At 41.8% G+C, this 23675-nt stretch carries 26 protein-coding genes and 2 pseudogenes; 27 read left to right on the top strand and 1 reads right to left on the bottom strand.

Going from position 1 to position 23675, the window contains the following annotated elements; translation table 11 throughout:
- The first annotated feature begins 37 nt into the window (after positions 1-37).
- From celB to FFV08_08300, 26 genes and pseudogenes are all read left to right on the top strand, one after another.
- A complete protein-coding gene (celB, locus tag FFV08_08425; GenBank protein QLB52621.1) occupies positions 38-1387 on the top strand; it encodes a PTS cellobiose transporter subunit IIC in 1350 nt (449 codons plus the stop codon).
- Between the two features lie 99 nt (positions 1388-1486).
- Positions 1487-2437 (top strand): competence protein CoiA, encoded by a 951-nt coding sequence (locus tag FFV08_08420; GenBank protein QLB52620.1) that lies wholly within the window; start codon positions 1487-1489, stop codon positions 2435-2437.
- Positions 2438-2607: 170 nt separating this feature from the next.
- Positions 2608-2994, top strand: a complete 387-nt coding sequence (locus FFV08_08415) for a DUF1310 family protein (protein ID QLB52619.1) — start codon at positions 2608-2610, stop codon at positions 2992-2994.
- Between the two features lie 211 nt (positions 2995-3205).
- A complete protein-coding gene (locus FFV08_08410) occupies positions 3206-3613 on the top strand; it encodes a DUF1310 family protein (protein ID QLB52618.1) in 408 nt (135 codons plus the stop codon).
- 195 nt (positions 3614-3808) lie between these two features.
- Positions 3809-4195, top strand: a complete 387-nt coding sequence (locus FFV08_08405) for a DUF1310 family protein (protein ID QLB52617.1) — start codon at positions 3809-3811, stop codon at positions 4193-4195.
- A gap of 1 nt (position 4196) precedes the next feature.
- Entirely contained in the window at positions 4197-4379 is a 183-nt protein-coding gene (locus tag FFV08_08400) for a hypothetical protein (protein ID QLB52616.1), read from the top strand.
- Between the two features lie 129 nt (positions 4380-4508).
- The gene (locus FFV08_08395) at positions 4509-4895 is read left to right on the top strand and encodes a DUF1310 family protein (protein QLB52615.1); all 387 of its coding nucleotides are present in this window, start codon (positions 4509-4511) and stop codon (positions 4893-4895) included.
- Between the two features lies 1 nt (position 4896).
- Positions 4897-6516: a hypothetical protein gene (locus FFV08_08390; GenBank protein ID QLB52614.1), complete on the top strand. Its 1620-nt coding sequence runs from the start codon at positions 4897-4899 to the stop codon at positions 6514-6516.
- The gene (locus tag FFV08_08385; GenBank protein QLB53291.1) at positions 6513-6887 is read left to right on the top strand and encodes a hypothetical protein; all 375 of its coding nucleotides are present in this window, start codon (positions 6513-6515) and stop codon (positions 6885-6887) included. Before FFV08_08390 ends, FFV08_08385 begins: the two co-directional genes overlap by 4 nt.
- 35 nt (positions 6888-6922) lie before the next feature.
- The gene (locus tag FFV08_08380) at positions 6923-7231 is read left to right on the top strand and encodes a hypothetical protein (protein QLB52613.1); all 309 of its coding nucleotides are present in this window, start codon (positions 6923-6925) and stop codon (positions 7229-7231) included.
- Positions 7232-7392: 161 nt separating this feature from the next.
- The gene (pepF, locus tag FFV08_08375) at positions 7393-9195 is read left to right on the top strand and encodes an oligoendopeptidase F (protein QLB52612.1); all 1803 of its coding nucleotides are present in this window, start codon (positions 7393-7395) and stop codon (positions 9193-9195) included.
- Between the two features lies 1 nt (position 9196).
- Positions 9197-9880, top strand: coding sequence for an O-methyltransferase (locus tag FFV08_08370; protein ID QLB52611.1), 684 nt, complete (start codon positions 9197-9199; stop codon positions 9878-9880).
- 113 nt (positions 9881-9993) lie between these two features.
- Positions 9994-11001, top strand: coding sequence for a peptidylprolyl isomerase PrsA (prsA, locus tag FFV08_08365; GenBank protein QLB52610.1), 1008 nt, complete (start codon positions 9994-9996; stop codon positions 10999-11001).
- Positions 11002-11237: 236 nt separating this feature from the next.
- Positions 11238-11723, top strand: coding sequence for a UDP-N-acetylenolpyruvoylglucosamine reductase (locus tag FFV08_08360; GenBank protein ID QLB52609.1), 486 nt, complete (start codon positions 11238-11240; stop codon positions 11721-11723).
- A 37-nt stretch (positions 11724-11760) separates the two neighbouring features.
- Positions 11761-14379 (top strand): alanine--tRNA ligase, encoded by a 2619-nt coding sequence (alaS, locus tag FFV08_08355; protein QLB52608.1) that lies wholly within the window; start codon positions 11761-11763, stop codon positions 14377-14379.
- Between the two features lie 241 nt (positions 14380-14620).
- On the top strand, positions 14621-15643 hold the full coding sequence (locus FFV08_08350; protein ID QLB52607.1) for an N-acetyl-gamma-glutamyl-phosphate reductase: 1023 nt from the start codon (positions 14621-14623) through the stop codon (positions 15641-15643).
- A 17-nt stretch (positions 15644-15660) separates the two neighbouring features.
- On the top strand, positions 15661-16854 hold the full coding sequence (gene argJ, locus FFV08_08345) for a bifunctional glutamate N-acetyltransferase/amino-acid acetyltransferase ArgJ (protein QLB52606.1): 1194 nt from the start codon (positions 15661-15663) through the stop codon (positions 16852-16854).
- An 11-nt stretch (positions 16855-16865) separates the two neighbouring features.
- Complete coding sequence (argB, locus tag FFV08_08340; GenBank protein QLB52605.1) at positions 16866-17603, top strand: acetylglutamate kinase; 738 nt, start codon at positions 16866-16868, stop codon at positions 17601-17603.
- A 2-nt stretch (positions 17604-17605) separates the two neighbouring features.
- Complete coding sequence (locus FFV08_08335) at positions 17606-18748, top strand: acetylornithine transaminase (GenBank protein ID QLB52604.1); 1143 nt, start codon at positions 17606-17608, stop codon at positions 18746-18748.
- 4 nt (positions 18749-18752) lie between these two features.
- Positions 18753-18821 (top strand): annotated as a pseudogene (locus tag FFV08_08330) (NUDIX hydrolase).
- Positions 18822-19046: 225 nt separating this feature from the next.
- Positions 19047-19388: a hypothetical protein gene (locus FFV08_08325; GenBank protein ID QLB52603.1), complete on the top strand. Its 342-nt coding sequence runs from the start codon at positions 19047-19049 to the stop codon at positions 19386-19388.
- An 11-nt stretch (positions 19389-19399) separates the two neighbouring features.
- Positions 19400-19603, top strand: coding sequence for a helix-turn-helix transcriptional regulator (locus tag FFV08_08320; protein ID QLB52602.1), 204 nt, complete (start codon positions 19400-19402; stop codon positions 19601-19603).
- A gap of 235 nt (positions 19604-19838) precedes the next feature.
- The gene (locus FFV08_08315) at positions 19839-20579 is read left to right on the top strand and encodes a DUF3169 family protein (GenBank protein QLB52601.1); all 741 of its coding nucleotides are present in this window, start codon (positions 19839-19841) and stop codon (positions 20577-20579) included.
- 28 nt (positions 20580-20607) lie between these two features.
- A complete protein-coding gene (locus tag FFV08_08310) occupies positions 20608-21147 on the top strand; it encodes a DUF3267 domain-containing protein (protein ID QLB52600.1) in 540 nt (179 codons plus the stop codon).
- A complete protein-coding gene (locus FFV08_08305; GenBank protein QLB52599.1) occupies positions 21147-21848 on the top strand; it encodes a CPBP family intramembrane metalloprotease in 702 nt (233 codons plus the stop codon). Before FFV08_08310 ends, FFV08_08305 begins: the two co-directional genes overlap by 1 nt.
- A 21-nt stretch (positions 21849-21869) precedes the next feature.
- Positions 21870-22523 carry a CPBP family intramembrane metalloprotease gene (locus tag FFV08_08300; GenBank protein QLB52598.1) on the top strand — a complete coding sequence of 218 codons (654 nt, stop codon included), beginning with the start codon at positions 21870-21872 and terminating at the stop codon, positions 22521-22523.
- On the opposite strand, the pseudogene FFV08_08295 reads toward FFV08_08300, so the two are convergent.
- Positions 22520-22696: pseudogene (locus FFV08_08295) on the bottom strand (ArsR family transcriptional regulator). The gene FFV08_08300 and the pseudogene FFV08_08295 sit on opposite strands and share 4 nt — an antisense overlap.
- Before the next feature lie 18 nt (positions 22697-22714).
- Between FFV08_08295 and FFV08_08290 the strand changes: the two are divergent.
- Positions 22715-23602, top strand: coding sequence for a diacylglycerol kinase family lipid kinase (locus FFV08_08290; protein QLB52597.1), 888 nt, complete (start codon positions 22715-22717; stop codon positions 23600-23602).
- Positions 23603-23675 lie beyond the last annotated feature (73 nt).

Raw genomic sequence — 23675 nt, 5'->3', positions numbered from 1 at the left:
AAAATACTAAGTCTATCAATATCAGAGGAGAAATGTAATGGATAAAATGTTTGCATTTTTAGAAAAATATCTTATGGGACCTATGGGTAAGGTTTCGACCTGGCGTCCTGTTCGTGCTATTGTGGCTGCTGGGATGGCCAGTATTCCCTTTACCATTGTTGGATCAGCCTTCTTAGTTCTAAGTGTTATTCCGCAAGCCTTTAATATACAATTTATAATTGATTTATGGGCCAATTCTTTTGATAAAATTCAAGCCTTATACTTGTTAGCCTATAAGTGTACAATGGGGATTTTGTCTCTCTACTTTGCAGTAGTAATCGGTTATGAATATACAAAGATATATGTCGAAGAGGAAGGTTTGAATCTCAATCCTCTCAATGGTGGACTTTTGGCAGTATTTGCTTATTTCTTAACCATACCAGAATTAGCTTTTTCTAAAGGCGCTATTTCAGCGGTGACTGGCGAGTCAACAATTAATGGATGGACTGTTGGTGGAGATAGTCTGACTCGCCTTTCTACATCAGGTATGTTTACAGCTATTTTGATGTCTATTTTGGCTGTGCAGCTTTACAAGCTTTGTGTGAAAAAGAACTGGGTTATAAAAATGCCTGAAGCTGTTCCAGAAGGGGTTTCTCGTTCGTTTACAGCATTGATTCCTGGTTTTGTGATTGCATTTGTGGTACTTTTCATAAACGGTATCTTTATTATGTTTGGTACTGATATTTATAAAGTCATTGCGGTTCCTTTTGCTTTTGTAACTCATATTACAAATACTTGGTTTGGCATTGTTATCATTTACCTTTTAGTGCACGCACTTTGGATTGTTGGTATCCATGGTGCCACCATTGTAATGGGACTGGTAAATCCAATACTTCTGGCTAACATAGCGCAAAATGTTGACGGAAAATTCTTTGCTTACGCTGGTGAATTTACGAACTCCTATGTAACTATTGGTGGTTCTGGGGCAACTTTACTTCTATGTATTTATATTGCTTTCCGCGCTAAATCAGAGCAGCTTCGTATGCTTGGGAAAGCATCAATGGGACCTGCCATCTTTAACATAAATGAGCCAATTATCTTTGGTCTTCCAATTGTTTATAATCCGATCTTAGCGATTCCATTTATTTTAGCACCAGTTGTATCGGCCTCTATTGGCTACTGGGCTGTTCAACTTGGTATTGCTGGTAAAGCTATTGTCCAAACACCATGGCCAACTCCTGTTGGTTTAGGAGCCTATGTAGGTTCAGGCGGAAGTTTAGGAGCATTTATCGTTGCAATCATCTGTGCTGTAGCAGCTTTCGTCATCTGGTATCCATTCATTCGGATGTACGACAATAAGCTTCATAAGGAAGAGATGGAAATGGCTGCAGAGTCAGCTATTAGCTAATGTCATCTTATCAATTACAAAGAGAAATCTCCTTTGAGGTTTCTCTTTTCTTTTGCGAATATTTTAGTAAATGAGAGAAACTTTAGAGGGGGCTGGGATATGTTTGTGGCGCGAAATCATAAGGGGCTTTTGTGTAATGCTCTGGAGGATAAGATTGAGAAGGGGGCTGATTTCGTCTGCCCAGCTTGTTCAGGGGCAGTCCGTTTTAAAAAAGGTAAGGTTATGCAGCCGCACTTTGCGCATATTTCGCTAGAAGAGTGTCGTTTTTATAGGGAAAATGAGAGTGCTGAGCACCTGAACCTTAAAGCAGAGCTTTTTCGCTGGGCTGTCCAGACAGAAGAAGTTGAGGTGGAGGCTTTTTTGCCTGTACTGCAGCAGATTGCTGATCTACTGGTTGATGAAAAACTGGCGCTTGAAGTCCAGTGCAGTCCCCTAAGTATAGAACGGCTGCAGGAACGGACGCTTTCTTACCGCCAGCATGGCTATCAGGTTCTCTGGCTTTTGGGGAGAAAACTTTGGCTCAAGGATTCCCTAACCCGTCTGCAGAAAGATTTTCTCTATTTTAGTAAAAATATGGGCTTTCATCTCTGGGAGCTGGATCAAGAAAAGCAAGTTCTGCGTCTCAAATACCTGATTCACGAAGATCTGCATGGAAAAGTCCAGCACAAGACCAAGAACTTTCCCTTTGGTCACGGCCGGCTTTTGGATATTTTGCGTTTGCCCTTTCAAAAGCAGGAGATGAACAGCTTTCTAGCCCAGCAAGATCCGCACATCTGCAATTATATCCGTCGTCAGCTTTATTACCAGCAGCCTAGATGGATGCAGCTGCAGGCCCAGCTCTATCAGGCTGGCGATAATCTCCTGACTAAGTCAGCAGAGGATTTCTATCCACAGGTTCGGCCAATACAAGCTGCCTCTTTCTGTCAGATAACTACTGACCTGAGTGACTATTACCAGCAGTTTGAGAATTATTACGCCAATCTCCAGCAAAAAAATCTGCAAATTGTTTATTCACCAGCTTTTTATGAGATGATAAGAGAAAATTGCTAAGTATCGTTAGTTTCCCATTGATGAAGCCATAAACTTTTAGTTATCCTTTCAGTTTTAGAATATTTGAGAATCCTGTATAATATAATAAAGTAATAAGTTAGATAGTTAAAAATTCTAAATCGTGCTAATTCAGCTAGCTTTAGCAAAGATGAGAAATGAAAGGAGCCACTATGAAAAAAATTTTTGTAATCTTTCTGAGTATCATCACGCTCAGTTCAGCTATGCTTTTAGGAGGTTGCAGTATGCTAAACAGTCGGTCAGAAAAAGAAGAAATGCTTCAGATTGCAGAGAGTAAAAAGATGAAGAGAGCCTTGGAAGATTTTCTTAAGGAATTAGATCCCAAAGCTTTGACAGCAGAAGGGAAGATTAAATCCTATGAAATTCAAAAGGATAAGTTAAATTATAACCCAATGGGAGGGATAATGATTCAAATGTTTATTAACGGAGATAAGAATATAAGTTTAAGTGTAACAGTAGTAGAAGATTCAACTACTGGTAACTTTGAAATTGCCACAAATTCAAGAAGTCGGAAACTTAGTGATCTATTGGCGAAATAGAATACATAGGCTCCGTTTCCCAAATTTACAACAATATACAAGATGATGGAGAACGATTTTTTGTCTTTTCATCTCTTTATCCGTAGTGGCGCTATCACAACGTTAAATAAATAGTATAAAAATGATAATATCAAACATTAATCTAAATCCATTTTCCCATTTTTGTTTAGGCATCTCGCTTTAGCAAATATGAGAAGCGAAAGGAGCCACCATGAAGAAAATTTTTGTAATCTTTTTGAGTATCATCACGCTCAGTTCATCTATGTTTTTAGGAGGTTGCAGTATGCTAAACAGTCGGTCGGAAAAAGAAGAAATGATTCAAATTGCAGAAAGTAAAAAGATGAAGAGTGTTATTGAGGAAGGGCTGAAAAAGATTGACCCTCAAGCATTAACACCTGAAGGGAAAATTAAAAGTTATGAAATTAATAAAAAGTCACTAACTCAGAACCCAATGGGAGGATTAATGTTTGATTTAATCATTAATGGTGACGAGGAAGTAACACTAGGATATGTCATTACAGAGGACGAAAATGGGAAATTTCACAGAGATGGGACTGTGTGGTCACCGAAGCTTATAGAACTAATGGATGAAGAAAATGTAAATAGCAATGAAGAATAAGACTTTTTCTTCATAACTTCCTAGCAATGATTGCGCTATGATAAAGCATTTTATATTTATGAATCTTTGATGATTCCGCTTTCATATTCTTTGGGAAAATAGTATAATAATCAAATAAAACATTAATCTAAATCTAGTTTCCCATTTTTGCTAAGGATCCAGCTTTAGCAAAGATGAGAAGTGAAAGGAGTCATCATGAAGAAAATAGTTATTATTTTTCTGAGTATCATTACGCTCAGTTCTGCTATGTTTTTAGGAGGGTGCAGTATGCTAAATAGTCGGTCAGAAAAAGAAGAAATGATCCAGATTGCGGAGAGTAAAAAATCTAAGAGATTGATTAAGCAAATGTTAAAGAAGAAAGATCCTGGAGCATTGACAGAAAAGGGAATAATCAAAAAATATACAATAGACGAAAGAAGTCTTGAGTATAATCCCATGGGAGGTTTAATTGTTGAGCTTATAATCAACGATGATCCTGACTTGACAATTACAACAACATTAACGGAAGATTCTAATGGACAGATGGAGTATTCTGGATACGTAATTTCTGGTGAACTCGCAAAGAAATTGAGAGGAGAATAATATGACATACGATGAATCATTTAGTGATAAACAGAAAGTAAAAATTGCCTTACAAGAATATGAGATAAAACGTGTTAATCAAGAAATTGAACTAAGTGACGAAACCTATGTTGGAACTATCTCCCAAATTTACGACAATGTACATGACAATGAAGAACAAGCTTTTATCTTTACGAACTTCTAACAATGATTACGCTTTCATATTCTTTAGGAAAATAGTATAATAATTAATATAAGACGTTAATCTAAAACTGCCTTCTCATTTTCGTTAAGGTATCAGCTTTAGCAAAGATGAGAAATGAAAGGAGCCACTATGAAGAAAATTTTTGTAATATTTCTGAGTATCATCACGCTCAGTTCAGCTATGTTTTTAGGAGGTTGCAGTATGATAAATAGTCAGTCAGAAAAAGAAGAAATGATTCAGATTGCGGAGGGGAAGAAAGCGCAGAGGGCAATAGAAGAATTACTGAGACAGGAAGATTCTAAAGCATTGACTGAGGAGGGCATTATAAAAGAATATTCAATAAATAAAGATAAATTAGAGTATAATCCTATGGGGGGGTTAATCGTTGAACTTATAATCAATGGTGATCCAGAATTAACTATTAAAACAACATTGATGGAAGAATCTGAAGAGAAATTAGAACACACAGGTTATGTAATCTCTGGTGAACTCGCAAAGAAATTGAGGGGAGAATGACATGACGTATGATAAAGCATTTAGTGATAAGAAAAAAGTTGATATTGCATTGCAAGAATATGAAATTGAGAAAGTAAATCAAGAGGTCAAACTTAAAGATGGAGGCTACATCGGCACAGTCTCCCAAATTTACGACAATGTACATGGCAATGAAGAACAAGTATATGTGCTAACGAATAAAGAGAGTGGCCTAACCGAAACTGAAATCAAAGACTCTAATGGGAGCTTGCGTGCCGCTGTCCCCTACTCCGCTTCGGATGCTGAGCGTGCTCAGGTGCAGGATGTGACAGTCATGATGCAGGGCTCTCAGACCAAGACGCACACTCCTAAGTTGCTCCACGATACTGTTACGGATTGGCTGCCAACAGACTTTGTGACGGCGTCTCACCGTCTAGGACCTGCAGGTGCAGTAAAATATGCTACCCCTTTTGTTTATCGTCATTCAAAAAATATTATTACTCAAAAAAGTCGAGAAGAACTAGATAAGGCAGATCGAGACGTAAGTAATAACATAGGAAATGTAGTAGGAATCTTTAATAAAGATGCTGGTCAAGCTGTGAAGCAGAGTCTTAATTCTCTCAATAAAAATCCCTTCAATGAGCTGAGGAAGAATGTTATATCAAATGTTACAGGTGTTTATGGCGGAACTTTAACGACAGGAATTGCTGCACCGAATATTATGTTAGCTGCTAGTTATCTCAAAAAGACACAAAAGTTTCCTCCGGCTCAGTTTAAGGATGCGGCTAAGCATCTTAAGGAAACCATTCGTAAGTACCCTAATGCCAAGATTGATCTTTACGGACACTCTTTGGGTTCTATGGATATCCAGTATGCTCTATCCACCCTGACAGAGGAGGAGATGCGCCATATTGGCACAGTCCACATCTACAATGGCCCTAATATCTATCCTCTCTTGCCCAAGGAACAGCAGGCACGACTGGATAGCGCTAAGTATAAGATTTTTAATCATATCGACCATAAGGACATCGTCAGCTTAGGCTACAGCTTATCTGGCAGTGAAAACGCTGCTGGTATTGTACATCATATTGCGACTGTCGAAAAAGAAATCGGCGATCAGCATATGATGGAGGGCTATATCTACGATAAAAATAAAAACTTTGTGCTTATGGATGGGACAGGTAAGACGACTATCAAGGATACCATCAAAGCAAATATGATCCCTTACCAGAATATGAAGAAGTATCTGTCTAAGGGTGGATTTAGCAGTAATGAAAAGATTTATCTGGACAGTGTTCAAGCCCAGGCAACTGTTCAAAGTTTAGTAAATGTGACCAAACTAGGCTATGACACTTTGAAGCAGGCTAGAGATCAGGTTGTTAGCGAAGCAGAAAAGCTAGCAGAGCAGTTGGGAAAAGTTCCTCAGGGCTTCAGTCTTAGTCCAGATGAGGTGACTGCAGCCTATCAGGCTGGAGGTGCAGATTATCAATCATTGGTCGGATCTTTACAAGAGCACTTTGAAAGTCGATTGTCTAAATTTCAAATGCCTCTAATTATCTTTGAAGTTTTGCAAGGTCAGATTGAAGCTGGCATTGAGCAGCTGCTGGCTAAAGATCAGGCGTTAGCAGGAGATTTTGAACAATGGAACCAAATCAATCAATGAAGCAGGATATAGCTAAAAAAGAAAAAGAGATGGAGGAACTATACTCAGAACTTCAGCGGGAACGTTTGAAGATTGATAAAGAACGAGATATCATCCTATCTAAGAAAAAAGCATTTTCCGACATGCTACAAGAAGAGTATGAAATGGCGACTGCTATTTTACGGAAACAAGAAAGGGACACTAGTATCGAATGGCAGGCTCTAAATCAGTATATAGAATCCTATGATATATTGGCGGAAGAGGCTAGCAGCGAGGAACTGAAAAATCTTGATCTAAAAGATGAGAAAGTTTTGGAAACATTCTCTAAGCAGAGACGCCGTTTAGTATGGGAAATTGAAGATAGCTATTGTCGTCTTCGTGATTCTAAATAAATCTGCTGTTTAGAGTAGAGGAAAGGAAAAAGTCTATGTTTATATCAGAAATAGCTTCAGCACCAGTGAAAAGTTACTTTTCACCATCTAAAACAGCTGATTTGGCAGAAATTAGGAAAGCAATAGAAAAGCAAATTATAACAAATGTTCTAGCTCCTCTTTTGTTAGCTCAAAAAAGCAGTCTTCAAAGCAATTATGATACTCTTTTTACCGATGTCGCAAAGACTGTTCAGGAGAGCGTGAAAGTAGCTGCAGATCAGATAGATAGCTCGATGAAAGGGCAATTTTCTAAAAAAGTTGTAAGCGTTATAGACAACAGCAGTACGAAATTTGAAGAAATTTAGCAATGAACTCTTTGGAATCTAATTTTTGTTTGGTCAGGAATTAGAATCAAAGAGTTTTTTTAAAACTAAGTCAGTCTGCATAGCTACTAAGAGATTTTGGTACTTGAGTTTTATAAAAAGTGGAATTTTGTGATAGAATAGGGGAGTCGGAGGATTTTTTTATGGCAAAACAAAGAAATGAAATTGAAGAAAAATATACTTGGGATTTGAGCACCATTTTCCCAACAGATGAAGCCTTTGAAGTTGAGCTGGCGCAGGTTTCAGAAGAAGTGAAGAAAGCAGCTAGTCTGGCTGGACATTTGCTAGATTCAGCAGACAGTCTTTTGACAACGACAGAAATCCAGTTAGACTTGATGCGTCGTATTGAAAAGCTTTATTCTTATGCTCACATGAAGAATGACCAGGATACACGTGTGGCCAAGTACCAAGAGTATCAGGCTAAAGGCATGACTCTTTACAGTGATTTTGGTCAAAGCTTTGCCTTCTACGAGCCCGAATTTATGGCGATTACAGAAGAACAATACCAAGCTTTCTTAGCTGAGCAGCCAGCCCTGCAGCTGTATCAGCATTATTTTGACAAGCTTTTGAAAAAGAAGGCTCACATCCTGACACAGCGTGAAGAAGAACTATTGGCTGGTGCTGGTGAAATCTTTGGGGCAGCGGGCGAAACCTTTGCTATCTTGGATAATGCAGATATTGTCTTTCCGATGGTGCATGATGAAGATGGAAATGAAGTTCAGCTCAGCCACGGTAACTATATTACTTTGGTCGAGTCTAAAAATCGAGAAGTCCGTAAGGAAGCTTACGAGGCTCTCTACAGCGTATACGAGCAGTATCAGCATACCTATGCCAAGACTCTGCAGACCAATGTCAAGGTTCACAACTACAATGCGAAAGCCCGCAAGTTTTCATCTGCCCGTGAAGCAGCCTTGTCAGCGGACTTTATTCCAGAAAGTGTCTATGACAGCCTAGTTTCAGCTGTCAATAAGCATTTGCCTCTCTTGCAGCGTTATATCGCTTTGCGAGCGAAGATTTTAGGCATTTCTGACTTGAAGATGTATGATATGTACACTCCTTTGTCAGAGACAGACTACAAGTTCACTTATGAGGAAGCCTTGGCTAAGTCTGAGGAAGTTCTGGCTATTCTGGGTGAGGATTATTTGAGCCGAGTCAAGACAGCTTTTTCAGAGCGCTGGATTGATGTTCATGAAAATCAAGGCAAGCGCTCAGGGGCATACTCAGGCGGTTCTTACGATACCAATGCCTTTATGTTGCTCAACTGGCAGGACACACTGGACAATCTCTTTACCTTGGTGCACGAGACAGGCCACAGTATGCACTCAAGTTATACTCGTGAGACCCAGCCTTATGTCTATGGAGACTACTCTATCTTCTTGGCTGAGATTGCTTCAACGACCAATGAAAATATCCTGACAGAGAAGCTCTTGGAAGAAGTAGAAGACGACGCCACTCGCTTTGCTATCCTCAATCACTTCTTGGATGGCTTCCGAGGTACAGTCTTCCGTCAAACCCAGTTTGCTGAGTTTGAGCACGCTATCCACAAGGCTGACCAAGAAGGTCAAGTTTTGACCAGCGAGTTTCTCAATGACCTCTATGCTGACTTGAACGAGAAATATTACGGTCTGAAAAAGGAAGACAACCCGCAGATTCAGTACGAATGGGCTCGGATTCCGCATTTCTACTATGATTACTATGTTTTCCAATATTCGACAGGATTTTCAGCGGCTTCTGTCTTGGCTGAAAAGATTGTCCATGGCAGTCAGGAAGACAAGGACAAGTATTTGGACTATCTGAAAGCTGGGAACTCTGACTATCCACTCAATGTCATCAAGAAAGCAGGTGTGGATATGGAAAAAGAAGACTACCTAAATGCTGCTTTTGCTGTCTTTGAGCGTCGTCTGGATGAATTTGAAGCCTTGGTAGAAAAGTTGGGACTGGCATAAGATGGTCGAGACTTATAATCAAAACTCTAATCCCAATATGCGTCGGCCAGTGGTCAAAGAAGAAATTGTAGACTTTATGAGGCAGCGTCTCCAGCCGGTCACTGGTGGACTCAAGGAACTAGAGGATTTTGCCAGAGCTGAAAATGTGCCCGTGATTCCCCATGAGACAGTGGCATATTTCCGCTTGCTTCTTGAAAGTCTGCAGCCAGAGAAGATTTTAGAAATTGGGACCGCTATTGGTTTTTCGGCCCTTTTGACGGCTGAGCATGCTCCTCAGGCTCAGATTACGACCATTGACCGCAATCCAGAGATGATTGAGTTGGCCAAGGCTAATTTTGCCAAATATGACAGCCGTCAGCAGATCACTCTGCTGGAAGGCGATGCGGTGGATTTGCTTGAGACATTAGAGGATTCCTACGACCTTGTCTTTATGGACTCTGCCAAGTCCAAGTATGTGGTCTTTCTGCCTCAGGTCCTCAAGCACCTCAATCCTGGCGGTCTGGTCCTCATTGATGATGTCTTTCAAGGCGGCGATGTTGCCAAGCCTTTTGAGGAAATTAAGCGTGGCCAACGGGCTATTTACCGAGGGTTGCATAGTCTTTTTGACGCAACTTTGGATAGTTCAGATTTGACTTCCAGTCTGCTTCCCTTGGGAGATGGGCTGCTTATGATTAGAAAAAAATGACATCTCTGATTTTTTCCTAATTTCCAAAAATTTTTAGTAAAATTTAAGATATCAATTCAAATTTGTGCTACAATAGAAAACATGAACTTTTAAGAATAAGGAGTCAATATAAAATGAAGAAAAAAATATTTGCAGGAGCTGTGACACTCTTGTCAGTCGCTGTATTAGCAGCATGTTCTAACTCAGAAGGCAAGGACATCGTGACCATGAAAGGAGATACGATTACTGTCAATGAATTTTACGAGCAAGTGAGAAATAATGTTGCAGCTCAGCAGGTCTTGCTGCAGATGACCATCAAAAACATCTTTGAAGAACAATACGGCAAATACGTCAAAGACAAGGACGTCAAGGAAGCTTTTGAAAAGTCTAAAACTGCTTACGGTACAGCTTTTGCCCAAGTCTTGGCTCAAAACGGATTGACCGAAGATACCTACAAGGAGCAAATCCGCACCAATATGCTGGTAGAGTATGCCGTTAAGAAGGCTGCTGAAAAAGAGCTGACTGACGAAAACTACAAGGCTGCCTTTGAAAACTACACGCCAGAAGTAACAGCTCAAATCATCAAGGTTGACAGCGAAGAGAAAGGTAAGGAAGTTCTTGAAAAAGTTAAAGCTGAAGGAGCAGACTTCAGTCAAATCGCTAAAGAGAACTCTACCGATGCTGCCACTAAGGAAAAAGGCGGAGAAATCAAGTTTGACTCTGGCTCTACTGATGTTCCAGATGCTGTCAAAAAAGCTGCCTTTGCTTTGGAAGAAAATGGCATTTCAGACCTTGTTACTGTGCAAGATTCACAGTACTCAGCAAGCTACTATATTGTTAAGCTGGTCAAGAAGTCAGAGAAATCTTCTAACTGGAAAGACTACAAAGATAGGCTGAAAGAGATTATCATTGCGCAAAAAGAAAAAGATACTAGCTTTATCCAAAGCGTTGTAGCTAAAGAGCTGAAAGATGCCAACATCAAGGTTAAGGACAGTGCTTTCCAATCTGTCTTTGCTCAGTATATTGAAACGACAGGCTCTTCAACTTCTTCATCAAGTGATGCCAGCAGCTCAAAGACTTCTGAGTCCAGCTCAGCAGCCGAAAGCAGTTCAGAAGAAGCTTCTTCATCAGCCGCAGAATAAGGTTGACGAAAAGACAATAAGCAAGTATAATAAGACTGGTGAGAATTGATTTTTCAAGTTCTTAGTTCAGAGAATTGGCGGTGCTGCGAGCCATCTGAGACGGAGAATCATGCTACTCATCTTGCCAAATAGAATACGAAATGAGAATGACAAGTTCATTGAATGAAGGTGGTACCGCGGTTTTTCGCCCTTCGGACAAGGAACTTGTCTTTTATGTTGACTGCGGAGGTAACATAATGAAAACCTATCTTGTCAAACAGAAATTTCGCTTAGGCGGCGAACGCTTTGATATCAAGGACGATCGAGGAAATGTGGATTACCAAGTGGAAGGCTCTTTCTTCCAGATTCCTAAAACCTTTACTATCTATGATAGTCAGGGCCAAATCGTCAGTCAGATTACCAAGACCCTTCTAACCTTCCTGCCCCAGTTTGAAATCAAACTCAGCAGCGGGCATAGCTTTTATATCCGTCAGAAATTCACTATTTTGCGTGATAAGTATAAATTTGATAATTTGGGGCTACGAGTTGAAGGTAATATCTGGGATTTAAACTTTCGTCTGCTGGATGACAGCAATCAAGTCGTTGCAGAGATTACCAAGGAGCTTTTCCATCTGACCTCTACTTATCAGGTTCATATTTATGAGGAGTCTTATTCAGATTTGGTGATATCCCTCTGTGTCGCTATTGATTATGTCGAAATGCTGGAAAGTTCGTCCTCATAATGCAATTATTTTAGAAAAAATTTAAGGAGAAAAATAAATGAAACAAATGTCAAGTGCTCAGGTTCGTCAAATGTGGCTGGATTTTTGGGCAACTAAAGGTCATGCAGTAGAACCATCAGTCAGCTTGGTGCCGGTCAACGATCCAACTTTGCTCTGGATTAACTCTGGTGTTGCGACCCTCAAGAAATACTTTGATGGAACCATCATTCCAGAAAATCCTCGGATTACCAATGCTCAAAAAGCCATTCGGACCAACGATATTGAAAATGTCGGAAAAACTGCCCGCCACCATACCATGTTTGAAATGCTGGGCAATTTCTCTATTGGCGATTATTTCCGTGATGAAGCGATTGAGTGGGCTTACGAGCTTTTGACTAGTCCTGAATGGTTTGATTTTCCCAAAGACAAGCTTTACATGACCTACTATCCAGATGACAAGGACTCTTACAACCGCTGGATTGCTATGGGCGTTGAGCCTAGTCATTTGATTCCGATTGAAGATAATTTCTGGGAAATCGGTGCGGGGCCTTCTGGACCAGATACAGAGATTTTCTTTGACAGAGGTGAGGCTTTTGATCCAGAAAATATCGGAGTGCGCCTCTTAGAAGAAGATATTGAGAACGACCGTTATATCGAAATCTGGAATATCGTCTTGTCACAATTCAACGCTGACCCTGCTGTACCGCGTAGCGAGTACAAGGAATTGCCACATAAGAACATTGATACGGGCGCTGGTTTGGAGCGTTTGGTCGCTGTTATCCAAGGGGCTAAGACCAACTTCGAGACCGACCTCTTCATGCCAATCATTCGTGAAGTAGAGAAACTGTCCGGCAAGGTCTATGACCAAGATGGCGACAATATGAGTTTCAAGGTTATCGCAGACCATATCCGCTCGCTCTCCTTTGCCATTGGTGATGGGGCTCTTCCTGGAAATGAAGGCCGCGGCTATGTCCTTCGTCGTTTGCTTCGTCGTGCTTCAATGCATGGCCAAAAGCTGGGTATCAATGAGCCTTTCCTTTACAAGCTTGTACCAACTGTGGGCAAGATTATGGAAAGCTACTATCCAGAAGTCCTTGAAAAGAAAGACTTTATCGAAAAGATTATCAAGAGTGAGGAAGAATCTTTTGCTCGTACTCTGCACTCTGGTCAACATTTTGCCCAAGGCATCGTAGCAGATCTGAAAGAAAAAGGTCAGGCAATCATCTCTGGTCAAGATGCCTTCAAACTCTACGATACTTACGGTTTCCCACTGGAGTTGACTGAGGAAATCGCTGAAGAAGCAGGCATGACTGTAGACCGTGCTGGCTTTGAAGCAGCTATGAAAGAGCAGCAGGACCGGGCGCGTGCGTCTGTCGTCAAGGGTGGCTCAATGGGCATGCAAAATGAAACCCTGCAGGCCATCACAGTAGAGAGTGTCTTTAACTACGAAAAAGAAGAGCTGACAGCTGAACTCCTTGCTATCGTAGCGGATGATGCAGCAGTGGAGTCTGTTGAGACAGGGACAGCTGCCCTCATCTTTGCAGAAACACCATTCTACGCTGAAATGGGTGGTCAGGTGGCCGACCACGGTCAAATCTTTGATGCAGCAGGCAATCTGGTAGCGCAAGTAAGGGACGTGCAAAAGGCACCAAATGGTCAACCACTACATACTGTCGAGGTCTTGGCTCCTCTGACTCTCGGTCAAAGCTATAAACTGGAAATTGATCACAGCCGCCGCCATCGTGTGATGAAAAACCATACGGCGACTCACCTCTTGCATGCAGCTTTGCATAATGTTCTTGGTAATCATGCAACCCAAGCTGGCTCTCTGAACGAAGTAGAATTCCTGCGCTTTGACTTTACGCATTTCCAAGCAGTGATAGCAGAAGAGCTGCGCGCTATTGAGCAAGAAGTCAATGAGAAAATCTGGGAAGCTCTTGCCATTGAGACAGTAGAGACTGATATTGACACGGCTAAGGAAATGGGTGCCATGGCGCTCTTTGGCGAAAAATATGGTAAAGAAGTTCGCGTCGTAACCATTGGCGACTACTCTGTCGAGCTTTGCGGAGGAACCCACGTAGGCAACACTTCTGAAATCGGTATTTTCAAGATTGTCAAGGAAGAAGGTATCGGATCTGGAACTCGCCGTATCTTGGCAGTCACCAGCAAGGAAGCTTTTGAAGCCTACCGTGAGGAAGAAGAGGCGCTTAAGGCTATTGCAGCGACTCTCAAGGCACCGCAAATCAAGGAAGTGCCTCACAAGGTAGAAGCACTGCAAGAGCAGCTGCGTCAACTCCAAAAAGAGAACGCAGAGCTCAAGGAAAAAGCAGCAGCAGCGGCCTCTGGTGAAGTCTTCAAGAATGTTCAAGAGGCAAATGGACATAGCTTTATCGCTAGTCAGGTCTCTGTGTCTGATGCAGGTGCCCTACGTACCTTTGCGGACACGTGGAAGCAGAAGGACTATTCAGATGTTCTTGTACTGGTCGCAGCAATTGGTGATAAGGTCAATGTTCTTGCAGCCAGCAAGACCAAGGACATCCATGCTGGTAATCTGATTAAGGAATTGGCACCGATTGTAGATGGTCGAGGCGGCGGTAAGCCAGACATGGCTATGGCTGGCGGCAGCAAGCAATCCGCTATTCCAGACTTGCTAGCAGCAGTTGCTGAGAAGTTGTAATATTAGATAAAAGATAGATGAAAAGGTCTGCTCTTTGGGCGGATCTTTTTCTGTGCTCTCAGCTCTTTTACTTCTCTATATGATAAGCAAATAAGCCGCTTTAAGGCAAGAAATCATAAATTGTTTTAGAATAAATAATGATATTTTCAAAAATATTGCATAAAAATACAGAAAATACTTGACAAAGGAAAGAGATACGAGTAAAATAAAACGCATATTTATACGGAGGTGTTTTAAAAATATGCGAATTTCGATTGTGGGAATTACTGGTTACTCAGGAATGGAACTCCTCCGTATTTTACTGCAGCATCCGCAGGCGGAAGTCGTTTCCCTTCATGCCAGCCAAGATATGGAGGCTTCTGTGTCAGAGCTTTATCCTCATTTGAAAGGGATTTGCGACCTGAAAATAGAAGCTTTTGACAGTCAGGAAATTATGCGACGAGCAGATCTTGTTTTCTTTGCAACATCAAGCGGAGTGGCTAAAGATTTGTCCAAAGATTTTGTAGAAGCAGGATTTCCAGTCATTGACCTATCTGGTGATCATCGTTTGCCAGGGAATATTTATAAAAAATGGTATCGGAAAGTGCCTGCTGAAGACCATGTTCAAAAAGAGTTTATTTATGGACTGTCTGAGTTTACAGATGTCAGAGGGAAGCGATTTATTGCCAATCCCGGCTGCTATGCAACGGCTACAGAGTTGGCCTTGATTCCCTTGCTGCAGGCTCAGGCTATTGAGCTGGACTCCATTATTGTCGATGCCAAGAGTGGCTTGACAGGGGCGGGGAAAAATCCAGCTGCATCCAGTCATTTTGTCCATGTGCATGACAATTATGTGACTTACAAGCTGAATCAGCATCAGCATATTCCTGAGATTGTGCAGCAGTTACAGCGTTTTGATGAGGGATTGCAGCAGATTCAGTTTTCAACATCCCTTATTCCGCTCAATCGTGGCATCGTAGCGACGGTTTACAGCAAGTTGAAGGAACCTTTGACTAGGGAAGAACTAATTTCTATTTACCAAGAATGCTATCAGGACAAGCCTTTTGTCCGTATTCAAGCATCTTTGCCGAATTTGCACCAGGTTGTCGGTACTAATTATACAGATATTGGTTTCGACTATAATCCTGTGACGAATATTTTAACTGTAGTGGCCGTGCTGGATAATCTGATTAAGGGGGCTGCTGGTCAGGCAGTTCAGAATATGAATCTGATGCTGGGCTTCCCTGAAACAGATGGCCTGCTCAGTCAACCGTCCTATGTCTAGATGAGAAAGGGTTAGATATGAAAACTATTGATGGAACGATTGCCAGTCCGCTAGGCTTTTCGGCTGACGGTTTACACGCTGGCTTTAAGAAAAAGAAGTTGGATTTTGGCTGGATTGTCTCAGAAGTACCAGCCAGTGTGGCAGGAGTCTATACGACCAATAAGGTCATTGCTGCTCCGCTTCTAGTGACCAAAGCATCAATCCAAAAGAGTCAGAAATTGCAGGCAATAGTAGTTAATTCTGGTATTGCCAATTCCTGTACAGGTCAGCAGGGACTGGACGCCGCCTATGAGATGCAGCGATTGACTGCTCAAAAGCTGAAGATTGAGCCCGACTTGGTAGGTCTGGCTTCTACAGGAGTCATCGGCGAGCAGCTTCCAATGAATGCTCTTAAAAATGGTCTGTCAAAGATTCTAGTGAGTGGTAAGGCAGAAGATTTTGCTGAAGCTATCTTGACAACAGATACTTGCACCAAAACCTGTGTGGTCACAGAAGAGTTTGGCTCAGACCTGGTGACAATGGCGGGAGTAGCTAAGGGATCGGGCATGATTCATCCGAATATGGCAACTATGCTGGCCTTTATAACCTGTGACGCTAATATTTCCAGTGCTACCTTGCAAGCGGCTCTCAGTCAGCATGTGGAGACGACTTTCAACCAAATCACGGTGGATGGGGATACATCGACCAATGACATGGTGCTAGTCATGGCTAACGGCTGCCGGCAAAATGAAGAAATTCTGCCAGATACGGAAGAATTTGAAAAGTTTTCCAAGATGCTCCGCTATCTTATGACTGACTTGGCTAAGAAAATTGCCAAGGATGGCGAGGGAGCGACCAAGCTGATTGAAGTCAATGTTCGGCATGCCAAGGATGAACAGAGTGGCCGTATGATTGCCAAGAGTGTCGTTGGCTCTAGCTTGGTCAAAACAGCTATTTTTGGTCAAGATCCCAATTGGGGCCGAATCTTAGCAGCTATCGGCTATGCGGGAGCAGATGTCTCGGTTGATGACATTGATATTTGGATTGAGGGGATTCCAGTTATGCAGGCTTCTAGTCCTGTGGCTTTTGACCCCGAGGAGACTAGTGATGCCATGGCTGGGGAGCTGCTGACCTTGACGATTGACCTACACGATGGGGACGCTGAAGCTCAGGCCTGGGGCTGCGATTTGTCCTATGATTATGTGAAAATCAATGCCCTCTATAGAACCTAAGGAGAAATGTAATGAAAGATGTGATTGTTATAAAAATTGGCGGCGTTGCTGCGCAAAAGCTGTCTACTAAGTTTATCAAGCAAATGCAAGTGTGGATAGCAGCTGGTAAGAAAATCGTGGTCGTTCACGGGGGCGGTCTGGTCATTAACCAACTTATGAAAGAGCGCCAGCTGCCTACTCGCAAGGTTAAGGGGTTACGGGTGACAGCTAAGTCTGACTTGCCCATTATTGAGCAGGCCTTGCTAGGTCAAGTCGGCCGGACTCTGACACAAGAACTGAACGATTCAGATATTGAAAGCCTTCAGCTGGTTTCACATTTGGGGAAGACAGTTTCGGCAGATTTTATTGATAAAGACCTCTATGGCTATGTCGGTCAGGTGAAGGCGATTCAAACTGCCTATCTAGAGCAGCTGCTGGCTGCGGACATGGTCCCGGTGCTGGCTTCGCTGGGGGAAAATGATGCTGGTGAGCTCTTAAATATCAATGCAGACTATCTAGCTGCGGCAGTTGCCAGCAGCTTGCAGGCAGAGAAGCTGATCCTGATGACAGATATAGAAGGGGTTCTGGAGGACAAAAAAGTCCTGCCCCAGATTCTGACTAGTCAGGTTTCCAAGAAGATTCAAACAGGTGTCATCAAGGGTGGCATGATTCCTAAGATCGAAAGTGCTGTTCAGACTGTACTTTCCGGTGTCGGTCAGGTTCTGATTGGTGACAATCTTTTGACGGGCACCTTGATAGCAGAGGGATAACGATGACTTATTTATTTGAAAACTACAAGCGGGCGCCTATTGAGTTTGTTAAAGCAGAGGGCTCCTATCTGATTGACAGTGAGGGAAAGGCTTATTTGGACTTTTCATCGGGGATTGGCGTAACCAATCTTGGCTTTCATCCGCAGGTCCAGCAGGCATTGATCCAGCAAGCAGGACGCATCTGGCACAGTCCCAATCTCTATCTTAGCTCTCTGCAAGAGCAGGTGGCTCAGGAACTGGCAGGTTCTTATGATTATTTGGCATTTTTCTGCAATAGCGGAGCAGAAGCTAATGAAGCTGCTATTAAGCTAGCCCGCAAAGCTACTGGCAAGCAAGGCATTATCACTTTTCAGCAATCCTTTCACGGTCGGACCTTTGGCGCTATGGCCGCAACAGGACAGGATAAGATCAAGGAAGGATTTGGTGATGGGGTTCCTCATTTCAGCTATGCGGTTTACAATGATCTGGCCAGCGTAGAAGACTTGGTCAATCAGGATACGGCAGCTGTCATGCTGGAATTGGTCCAAGGAGAATCAGGAGTTCGTCCAGCAGAAGCAGCCTTTGTCAAAGACTTGGCAGATTTTTGCCAACGAGAGGGGATTTTACTGATTGTTGATGAGGTACAGACAGGTATGGGGCGCACGGGTCAGCTTTATTCCTTTGAGCATTATGGGATTATACCGGATATTGTGACACTGGCTAAGGGTTTAGCCAATGGCCTGCCCGCTGGTGCTCTATTAGGAAAATCCAGCTTGGCTCCTGCTCTTGGACCTGGCAGTCATGGCTCTACCTTTGGTGGCAATAAATTAGCCATGGCGGCTGCCTTGGAGACCTTGTATATCATGAAAGAGGCGGGCTTTCTAGAAGAAGTCAGGTCTAAAAGTGCCATCTTGATGGAGCAGCTGCAGCTTGCTTTTCAGGATCATCCAAAGATTTCTGCTGTTCGCGGTCTGGGCATGATGATTGGGATTGAAACAAGCGCCAGTCTGTCAAGGCTTGTTGAAGCTGCCCGCCAGAAGGGCTTAATTATCCTGACAGCTGGAGAGAATGTTATCCGTCTCCTGCCACCTTTGACTATCAGCAGGGAGGAAATTCAGCAGGGGATTGCTGTTTTAAAAGAAATATTTTCTCAAGTAGATGAATAAAGGAAAAGAGAGTGGGACAGAAATCGGTAATTCGTTAGAATTCGATTTCGTCGTCCCACCTCCGCACAGTTGAGTAGGGCTGTAAAAGCTGATGAAATCAGCGTAGTAGAGCCCACTCAACCACTGCGTCTTGCTCGACAATCCAAAGACAATTGAGAGGCTAGGACTTTTGTCCCAGCCTCTTATTTGTCTATGATAATAGCAAATTTGACAATGATTATTATTTTTTGACAAATATACTTGTCAAAAAGAAAAGAATCTGTTACAATACTTTTGAACAGGAAATGGAGGGACGCTTATGAATGCATTCTTATGGTTCTTGCTTCCGATGACTTTTATGGTTTTTATCTTTGGGATTGATTCTTCCAATAAGCTAATGCGGATGCAGGAACGGATAAAGTCTTTAGAAAGAAAAAGAAAGGGGAACAAAACAAAGTCACAATTTTTAAAAGAAATGATTGGAAAGAAGCCGACAATTATGAGCGAGTCAATTGGAACCAATAACTGGCTGGTAAACTGGCTGGTAGTGGATGTGGATGAAGAATGGGTCAAGCTGAGCATGACAGATAAAAAAGGTCAGACCAAGACCAAGCTGATTCGTATTGAAGACATTCGGTCTATTGAATTGCTGGAGAATTGAGAGGAAATTTCATGAAATTAAAGAATCGTCTCAAGGAGTTGCGAGCACGAGATGGCCTCAATCAGACAGAGTTAGCAAGGAGAGCAGAAGTATCCAGACAGACTATCAGTCTCTTGGAACGAGGCGAGTACACTCCCTCTATCATCATTGCGTTGAAAATTGCTCATATTTTTGGAGAAACTGTCGAGAACGTTTTTAGAATTGAGGAAGAATGAAACAACTTAGAAATAATAGTCAACTTTTACTTTTATCTTTGTTTATTGTTTATGTCTTTTCTTATGTTTTAAAAGATGCTGGGCTACTTCAAATAGAATTGCCCCTGAGGTTAGAATGGACAGTTGTATTTTATCTGACTCTAGCAGTCACACTAGATAAATGGATAAGTCATAAAAGAAAAGCTAGCTTTAAGTCGAGTATAAACTCTAGATCGAGCAATAGGAAAGGAAAATCATGACAACGAAAAAAAGAATAATAAGGAATGTAATTTTCTTAATTCTAGCCATAATCATTGGAGGAGTGATTGGTTTCTTTGCTGGACGCATTGAACACATATCTTGGCCAAGTTTTTTGAATGTAGGACTACTACAAAATATAGGACGTGTATGCTTAACCATCCTCTATCCTTTTACTTTTTATTTTATATACCAAGCAAATAAATATCATCAATCTATGGAGAAAGAAGAGGATGAAGATAAGGAGTATGAACTTTATCGTCAAACCTTTAAAACGTTAGAATCTGTGACAATCTTATATAATGTCACCTCTGCTTTGACTTTATTTACCTTATTTGTTGGTGTAAACTATGTTTTTCCATTATTAGAAGCTGGTGCGGTGTTTTGGATTAATCTATATGATGGAGTTATTCTTCTAGCCCTTGTAATTGCCCAAATAGTATTGCTCAAGACGACACAGAAAATCCGAAAATATAAACTATCGATAGCACCTACTGTTGAGGAAATAAAAGAATTTGCCCTCTCTTATGATGAGTCAGAGCTGCAAGCCAATTATGAACAGTGCTATCTTATTCTCTTCAATGTAAATCAGAGACTTCTGCCAGCCCTCTATGTTATTTTAGGGATAGTGGGAACTTTCACACCCCTTAATGTCGTTTCCGGCTTTGTCGTCTTGCTGGTGATTCATATCTATATCAATCTCATGTATTATCCAATGGTAAGAAAATATTTCAAATAAGCTTATTTCCCGATGAAAGGCAGAAATTATGAAACTACTGAAAGAACTTGATTTTATCCATAATAAAAAGGTCAATCTGGCTCTGAATATAACGGCAGTATTGCTGATCTTCCCTTTTCTAGCCCTCTTTACCTGGATTGCTATTCTAATGTATGGCAAGGGCAGCGAAGTTTTTCATTTCTTTGACTTATTCTACCTCCTTGTTCTAATGATCATCCATGAGCTGATCCACGGCTTCTTCTTTAAGGTACTGGGGGATGAAAATACCAAGGTTAAGTATGGTTTTAAGAGTGGCATGGCTTATGCGACCAGTCCAGGCAGCCTTTACAGTCGGAAAAGAATGCTGGTCATTATTCTGGCACCTTTCTTTCTGATTAGCCTAGTCCTGACCTTGATCTATGCCTTGCATATTTTGCCCGCCACTTCTTATATCGTCCTTGCTAGCTTTCACGCAGCTGGCTGTGTAGGAGATTTTTTCCTCGCTGCGGCTATTATTCGGCAGAAGGGGGATATCGCTATTGAGGACACAGAAGTCGGTATCAATATCTATCAAAAGGAGAATCTATAATGAACAACTTTAAAGCAATTGCCTTAGGAATCGTAAAATGGCTAGGTTTAATCCTTCTCAATATCCTTATAAACGCTACCCCGATGCTCTTCTTGATGTATGGGAAAAATGTGCCCATGTATGTAGAGATACTATTGGTAGCAATGTATCTGATTTTAGTTTTCTTGATTTTCCGTAGTTTATGGCGGCATTATCAGAAGCATGTGCCAGAAGAAAAGAAGCAGTTCAGACTGTCTGGCAAGGATATCGGTTTTGCTTTTCTATTCTTTTTCCTTGCGAGAGTGGCTGCTATTGTCGGTGTTTATCTCAATCTCATCCTGAGCGGCAATTCCCAGACTAGTAATGACAGCGCCATACAAGGGCTGGGGGGAATGATGTCTTCGCAGTATATCTTTTTTGCCTTGCTCTTTGTTGCAACGATTGCCTTTATCGCTCCTATCATGGAAGAACTAATTTTCCGCGGTTTTGGAACTGCCTTCTTTTTCAAAAATAATCAAAAAGTTTTGGCTGCCATTGTGACTTCTGTGGTCTTCACTCTGCCTCATATCACGCAATTGTCCGAGTTCCCGCCCTATTTTGCCATTGGTTTGATTCTGTATATATCCTATGCTCGTCGGGGGAATATAAAAGATTCCATGTTGGTTCATATCCTGAACAATCTCCCCATGGCTATAATGCTGCTGCTAGCTATGTTTAAGTAAATCAATCTATAAGGAATCACTATGAAATTAAAAACTTTCTTTACTAATTTTGGCCTTTATATTCTTGTCCTCTTGACCTATTTCTATATTTTTTCGACTATAGTTGTTTTCACTATAGGTTCTCTGACAGGGGGATTTTCTCAACTATTGATTTTGCCGATTTTTGTCATACTTGCAAGTCTCTATTCTTTTGCCATGTGGAAATGGTACCAGAAAGATTTGAAACTGGAAATCAAAAATACCAAGCTGACCAGCTCTGTCTGGCTTCCCAGCGTCCTCTTGCTTGCTTTTATTATCTTCCAGCAGCTCGTTCCTATTGAATCTTCTGCCAATCAGAATGCTGCTGTAGAGTTGATTCAGCAGCAGCCAGCCTTTGCCTTTCTATACATGGTAATCTTTGCTCCTATTCTTGAGGAGTTGCTGACACGAGGATTTTTGGCTAAGTTTCTCTTTCCCGACCAAAACAGCTTGGCGAAAATCCTGCTCTATTTAACTGTATCTGCCAGCTTTTTCTCTCTTTTGCACATGCCGGGCAATCTAGTCCAGTTTCTGGTTTACTTCATCTTGGGAGCCATCTTTGGCTTAGGCTATCTAGCTAAGAAGGATCTGCGCTACTCAATGGGCTTACATCTGGCAAATAATCTCATTGCCTTTGTTCTCATTGCCTTCTTTTAATAGAAAAACGAAATATAAGACAACACTTCTAAAGTTAGGCAGAAAAGTCTAACAGCAGAAGTGTTTTTCTGTGTAATGGAGTTTAAATACTAAACTGCTTTTCTGGTCTTTCGAAAGCCAGCAGTTTCAAATTCTTGTGAAAGTGTTTTCCAGATGGTATAATGAGCTATCAAATGAAAAGAGGTTTCCTTATGTCTAAAGTCCTATTAATTGTCAACCCCAGTTCGGGGGGCGAAAAAGCCAAGTCCTATGAAGACTTGGCAAGGGAAAAGTTGGCAGAATGTTTCGATGAGGTAGTGGTCAAGCATACTGAAAAAGGCGGAGACGCAGCAGCTTTTGCTAAGCAAGCAGCAGAAGACCATTATGATAGCGTCTTTGTTATGGGCGGCGATGGAACAGTCAATGAAGGAATCAGCGGCCTGGCTGAACTAGACTATCGTCCGACCTTTGGCTTCTTTCCACTTGGTACGGTCAATGACTTGGCGCGTGCTCTCGGCATTCCCCTAGACGCTGAAGAAGCCATTCAGAATCTCGATATCAACAAAGTCAAGCCACTTGATATCGGCAAGATTAATGACCAGTACTTTATGAATGTGGTTGCCATTGGAACTATTCCAGAGTCGATCAACAATGTAGATTCTGAAGACAAGACCAAGTGGGGTAAGTTTGCCTACTTTATCTCTGGTTTCAAGCAGTTGATGGATACTAGTTTTTACGAATTTCACTTGAAGATTGATGGAGAAGAGCGCACGATAAAGAGCAGCACACTCTTGATTGGCTCTACCAACTCAATCGGAGGTTTCGAGAGCATTCTCCCTGAAGCCACTGTCAATGACGGCTTGCTCCATCTCTTGTATCTTAAGGATAAAAATCTCTTGGACACCTTGGTTTCTGTACCGGATTTGATTTCGGGCAATGGTGAAGAAAGTGATAATATCGAGTATCTGACCTTTAAGGAAATCACAGTTGAGTTGGCTGACGATAAGGCAGAGCTCAGCGTCAACGTTGACGGAGATGAGGGTGACCAACTGCCAGTGACGATTCGTGTCTTGCCATCTCACTTGAATGTGTATTGCTAGTTTTTTGTGTTTAGGCTTAAAAAAAAGAATATGGTAGAAGGACTCCAAACTTTTAAGTTTGGGGTCCTTTAAT

The sequence above is a fragment of the Streptococcus sanguinis genome (assembly GCA_013378335.1).
Taxonomy (GTDB): domain Bacteria; phylum Bacillota; class Bacilli; order Lactobacillales; family Streptococcaceae; genus Streptococcus; species Streptococcus sanguinis_I.
Note: the sequence above shows the minus strand (reverse complement) of the source record. Positions and strands in the feature narration are given on the sequence as shown.

Bases quoted from the DNA above. Each gene is read 5' to 3' on its own strand.
- FFV08_08310 (QLB52600.1), top strand. From the start codon at position 20,608: ATGAAACTACTGAAAGAACTTGATTTTATCCATAATAAAAAGGTCAAT.
- prsA (QLB52610.1), top strand. From the start codon at position 9,994: ATGAAGAAAAAAATATTTGCAGGAGCTGTGACACTCTTGTCAGTCGCT.
- FFV08_08395 (QLB52615.1), top strand. From the start codon at position 4,509: ATGAAGAAAATTTTTGTAATATTTCTGAGTATCATCACGCTCAGTTCA.
- FFV08_08400 (QLB52616.1), top strand. From the start codon at position 4,197: ATGACATACGATGAATCATTTAGTGATAAACAGAAAGTAAAAATTGCC.
- FFV08_08380 (QLB52613.1), top strand. From the start codon at position 6,923: ATGTTTATATCAGAAATAGCTTCAGCACCAGTGAAAAGTTACTTTTCA.
- FFV08_08405 (QLB52617.1), top strand. From the start codon at position 3,809: ATGAAGAAAATAGTTATTATTTTTCTGAGTATCATTACGCTCAGTTCT.
- FFV08_08415 (QLB52619.1), top strand. From the start codon at position 2,608: ATGAAAAAAATTTTTGTAATCTTTCTGAGTATCATCACGCTCAGTTCA.
- FFV08_08420 (QLB52620.1), top strand. From the start codon at position 1,487: ATGTTTGTGGCGCGAAATCATAAGGGGCTTTTGTGTAATGCTCTGGAG.
- argJ (QLB52606.1), top strand. From the start codon at position 15,661: ATGAAAACTATTGATGGAACGATTGCCAGTCCGCTAGGCTTTTCGGCT.
- FFV08_08390 (QLB52614.1), top strand. From the start codon at position 4,897: ATGACGTATGATAAAGCATTTAGTGATAAGAAAAAAGTTGATATTGCA.
- pepF (QLB52612.1), top strand. From the start codon at position 7,393: ATGGCAAAACAAAGAAATGAAATTGAAGAAAAATATACTTGGGATTTG.
- FFV08_08370 (QLB52611.1), top strand. From the start codon at position 9,197: ATGGTCGAGACTTATAATCAAAACTCTAATCCCAATATGCGTCGGCCA.
- FFV08_08305 (QLB52599.1), top strand. From the start codon at position 21,147: ATGAACAACTTTAAAGCAATTGCCTTAGGAATCGTAAAATGGCTAGGT.
- FFV08_08325 (QLB52603.1), top strand. From the start codon at position 19,047: ATGAATGCATTCTTATGGTTCTTGCTTCCGATGACTTTTATGGTTTTT.
- FFV08_08315 (QLB52601.1), top strand. From the start codon at position 19,839: ATGACAACGAAAAAAAGAATAATAAGGAATGTAATTTTCTTAATTCTA.
- FFV08_08300 (QLB52598.1), top strand. From the start codon at position 21,870: ATGAAATTAAAAACTTTCTTTACTAATTTTGGCCTTTATATTCTTGTC.
- celB (QLB52621.1), top strand. From the start codon at position 38: ATGGATAAAATGTTTGCATTTTTAGAAAAATATCTTATGGGACCTATG.
- FFV08_08290 (QLB52597.1), top strand. From the start codon at position 22,715: ATGTCTAAAGTCCTATTAATTGTCAACCCCAGTTCGGGGGGCGAAAAA.
- FFV08_08410 (QLB52618.1), top strand. From the start codon at position 3,206: ATGAAGAAAATTTTTGTAATCTTTTTGAGTATCATCACGCTCAGTTCA.
- FFV08_08385 (QLB53291.1), top strand. From the start codon at position 6,513: ATGAAGCAGGATATAGCTAAAAAAGAAAAAGAGATGGAGGAACTATAC.
- FFV08_08335 (QLB52604.1), top strand. From the start codon at position 17,606: ATGACTTATTTATTTGAAAACTACAAGCGGGCGCCTATTGAGTTTGTT.
- FFV08_08320 (QLB52602.1), top strand. From the start codon at position 19,400: ATGAAATTAAAGAATCGTCTCAAGGAGTTGCGAGCACGAGATGGCCTC.
- alaS (QLB52608.1), top strand. From the start codon at position 11,761: ATGAAACAAATGTCAAGTGCTCAGGTTCGTCAAATGTGGCTGGATTTT.
- FFV08_08350 (QLB52607.1), top strand. From the start codon at position 14,621: ATGCGAATTTCGATTGTGGGAATTACTGGTTACTCAGGAATGGAACTC.
- argB (QLB52605.1), top strand. From the start codon at position 16,866: ATGAAAGATGTGATTGTTATAAAAATTGGCGGCGTTGCTGCGCAAAAG.
- FFV08_08360 (QLB52609.1), top strand. From the start codon at position 11,238: ATGAAAACCTATCTTGTCAAACAGAAATTTCGCTTAGGCGGCGAACGC.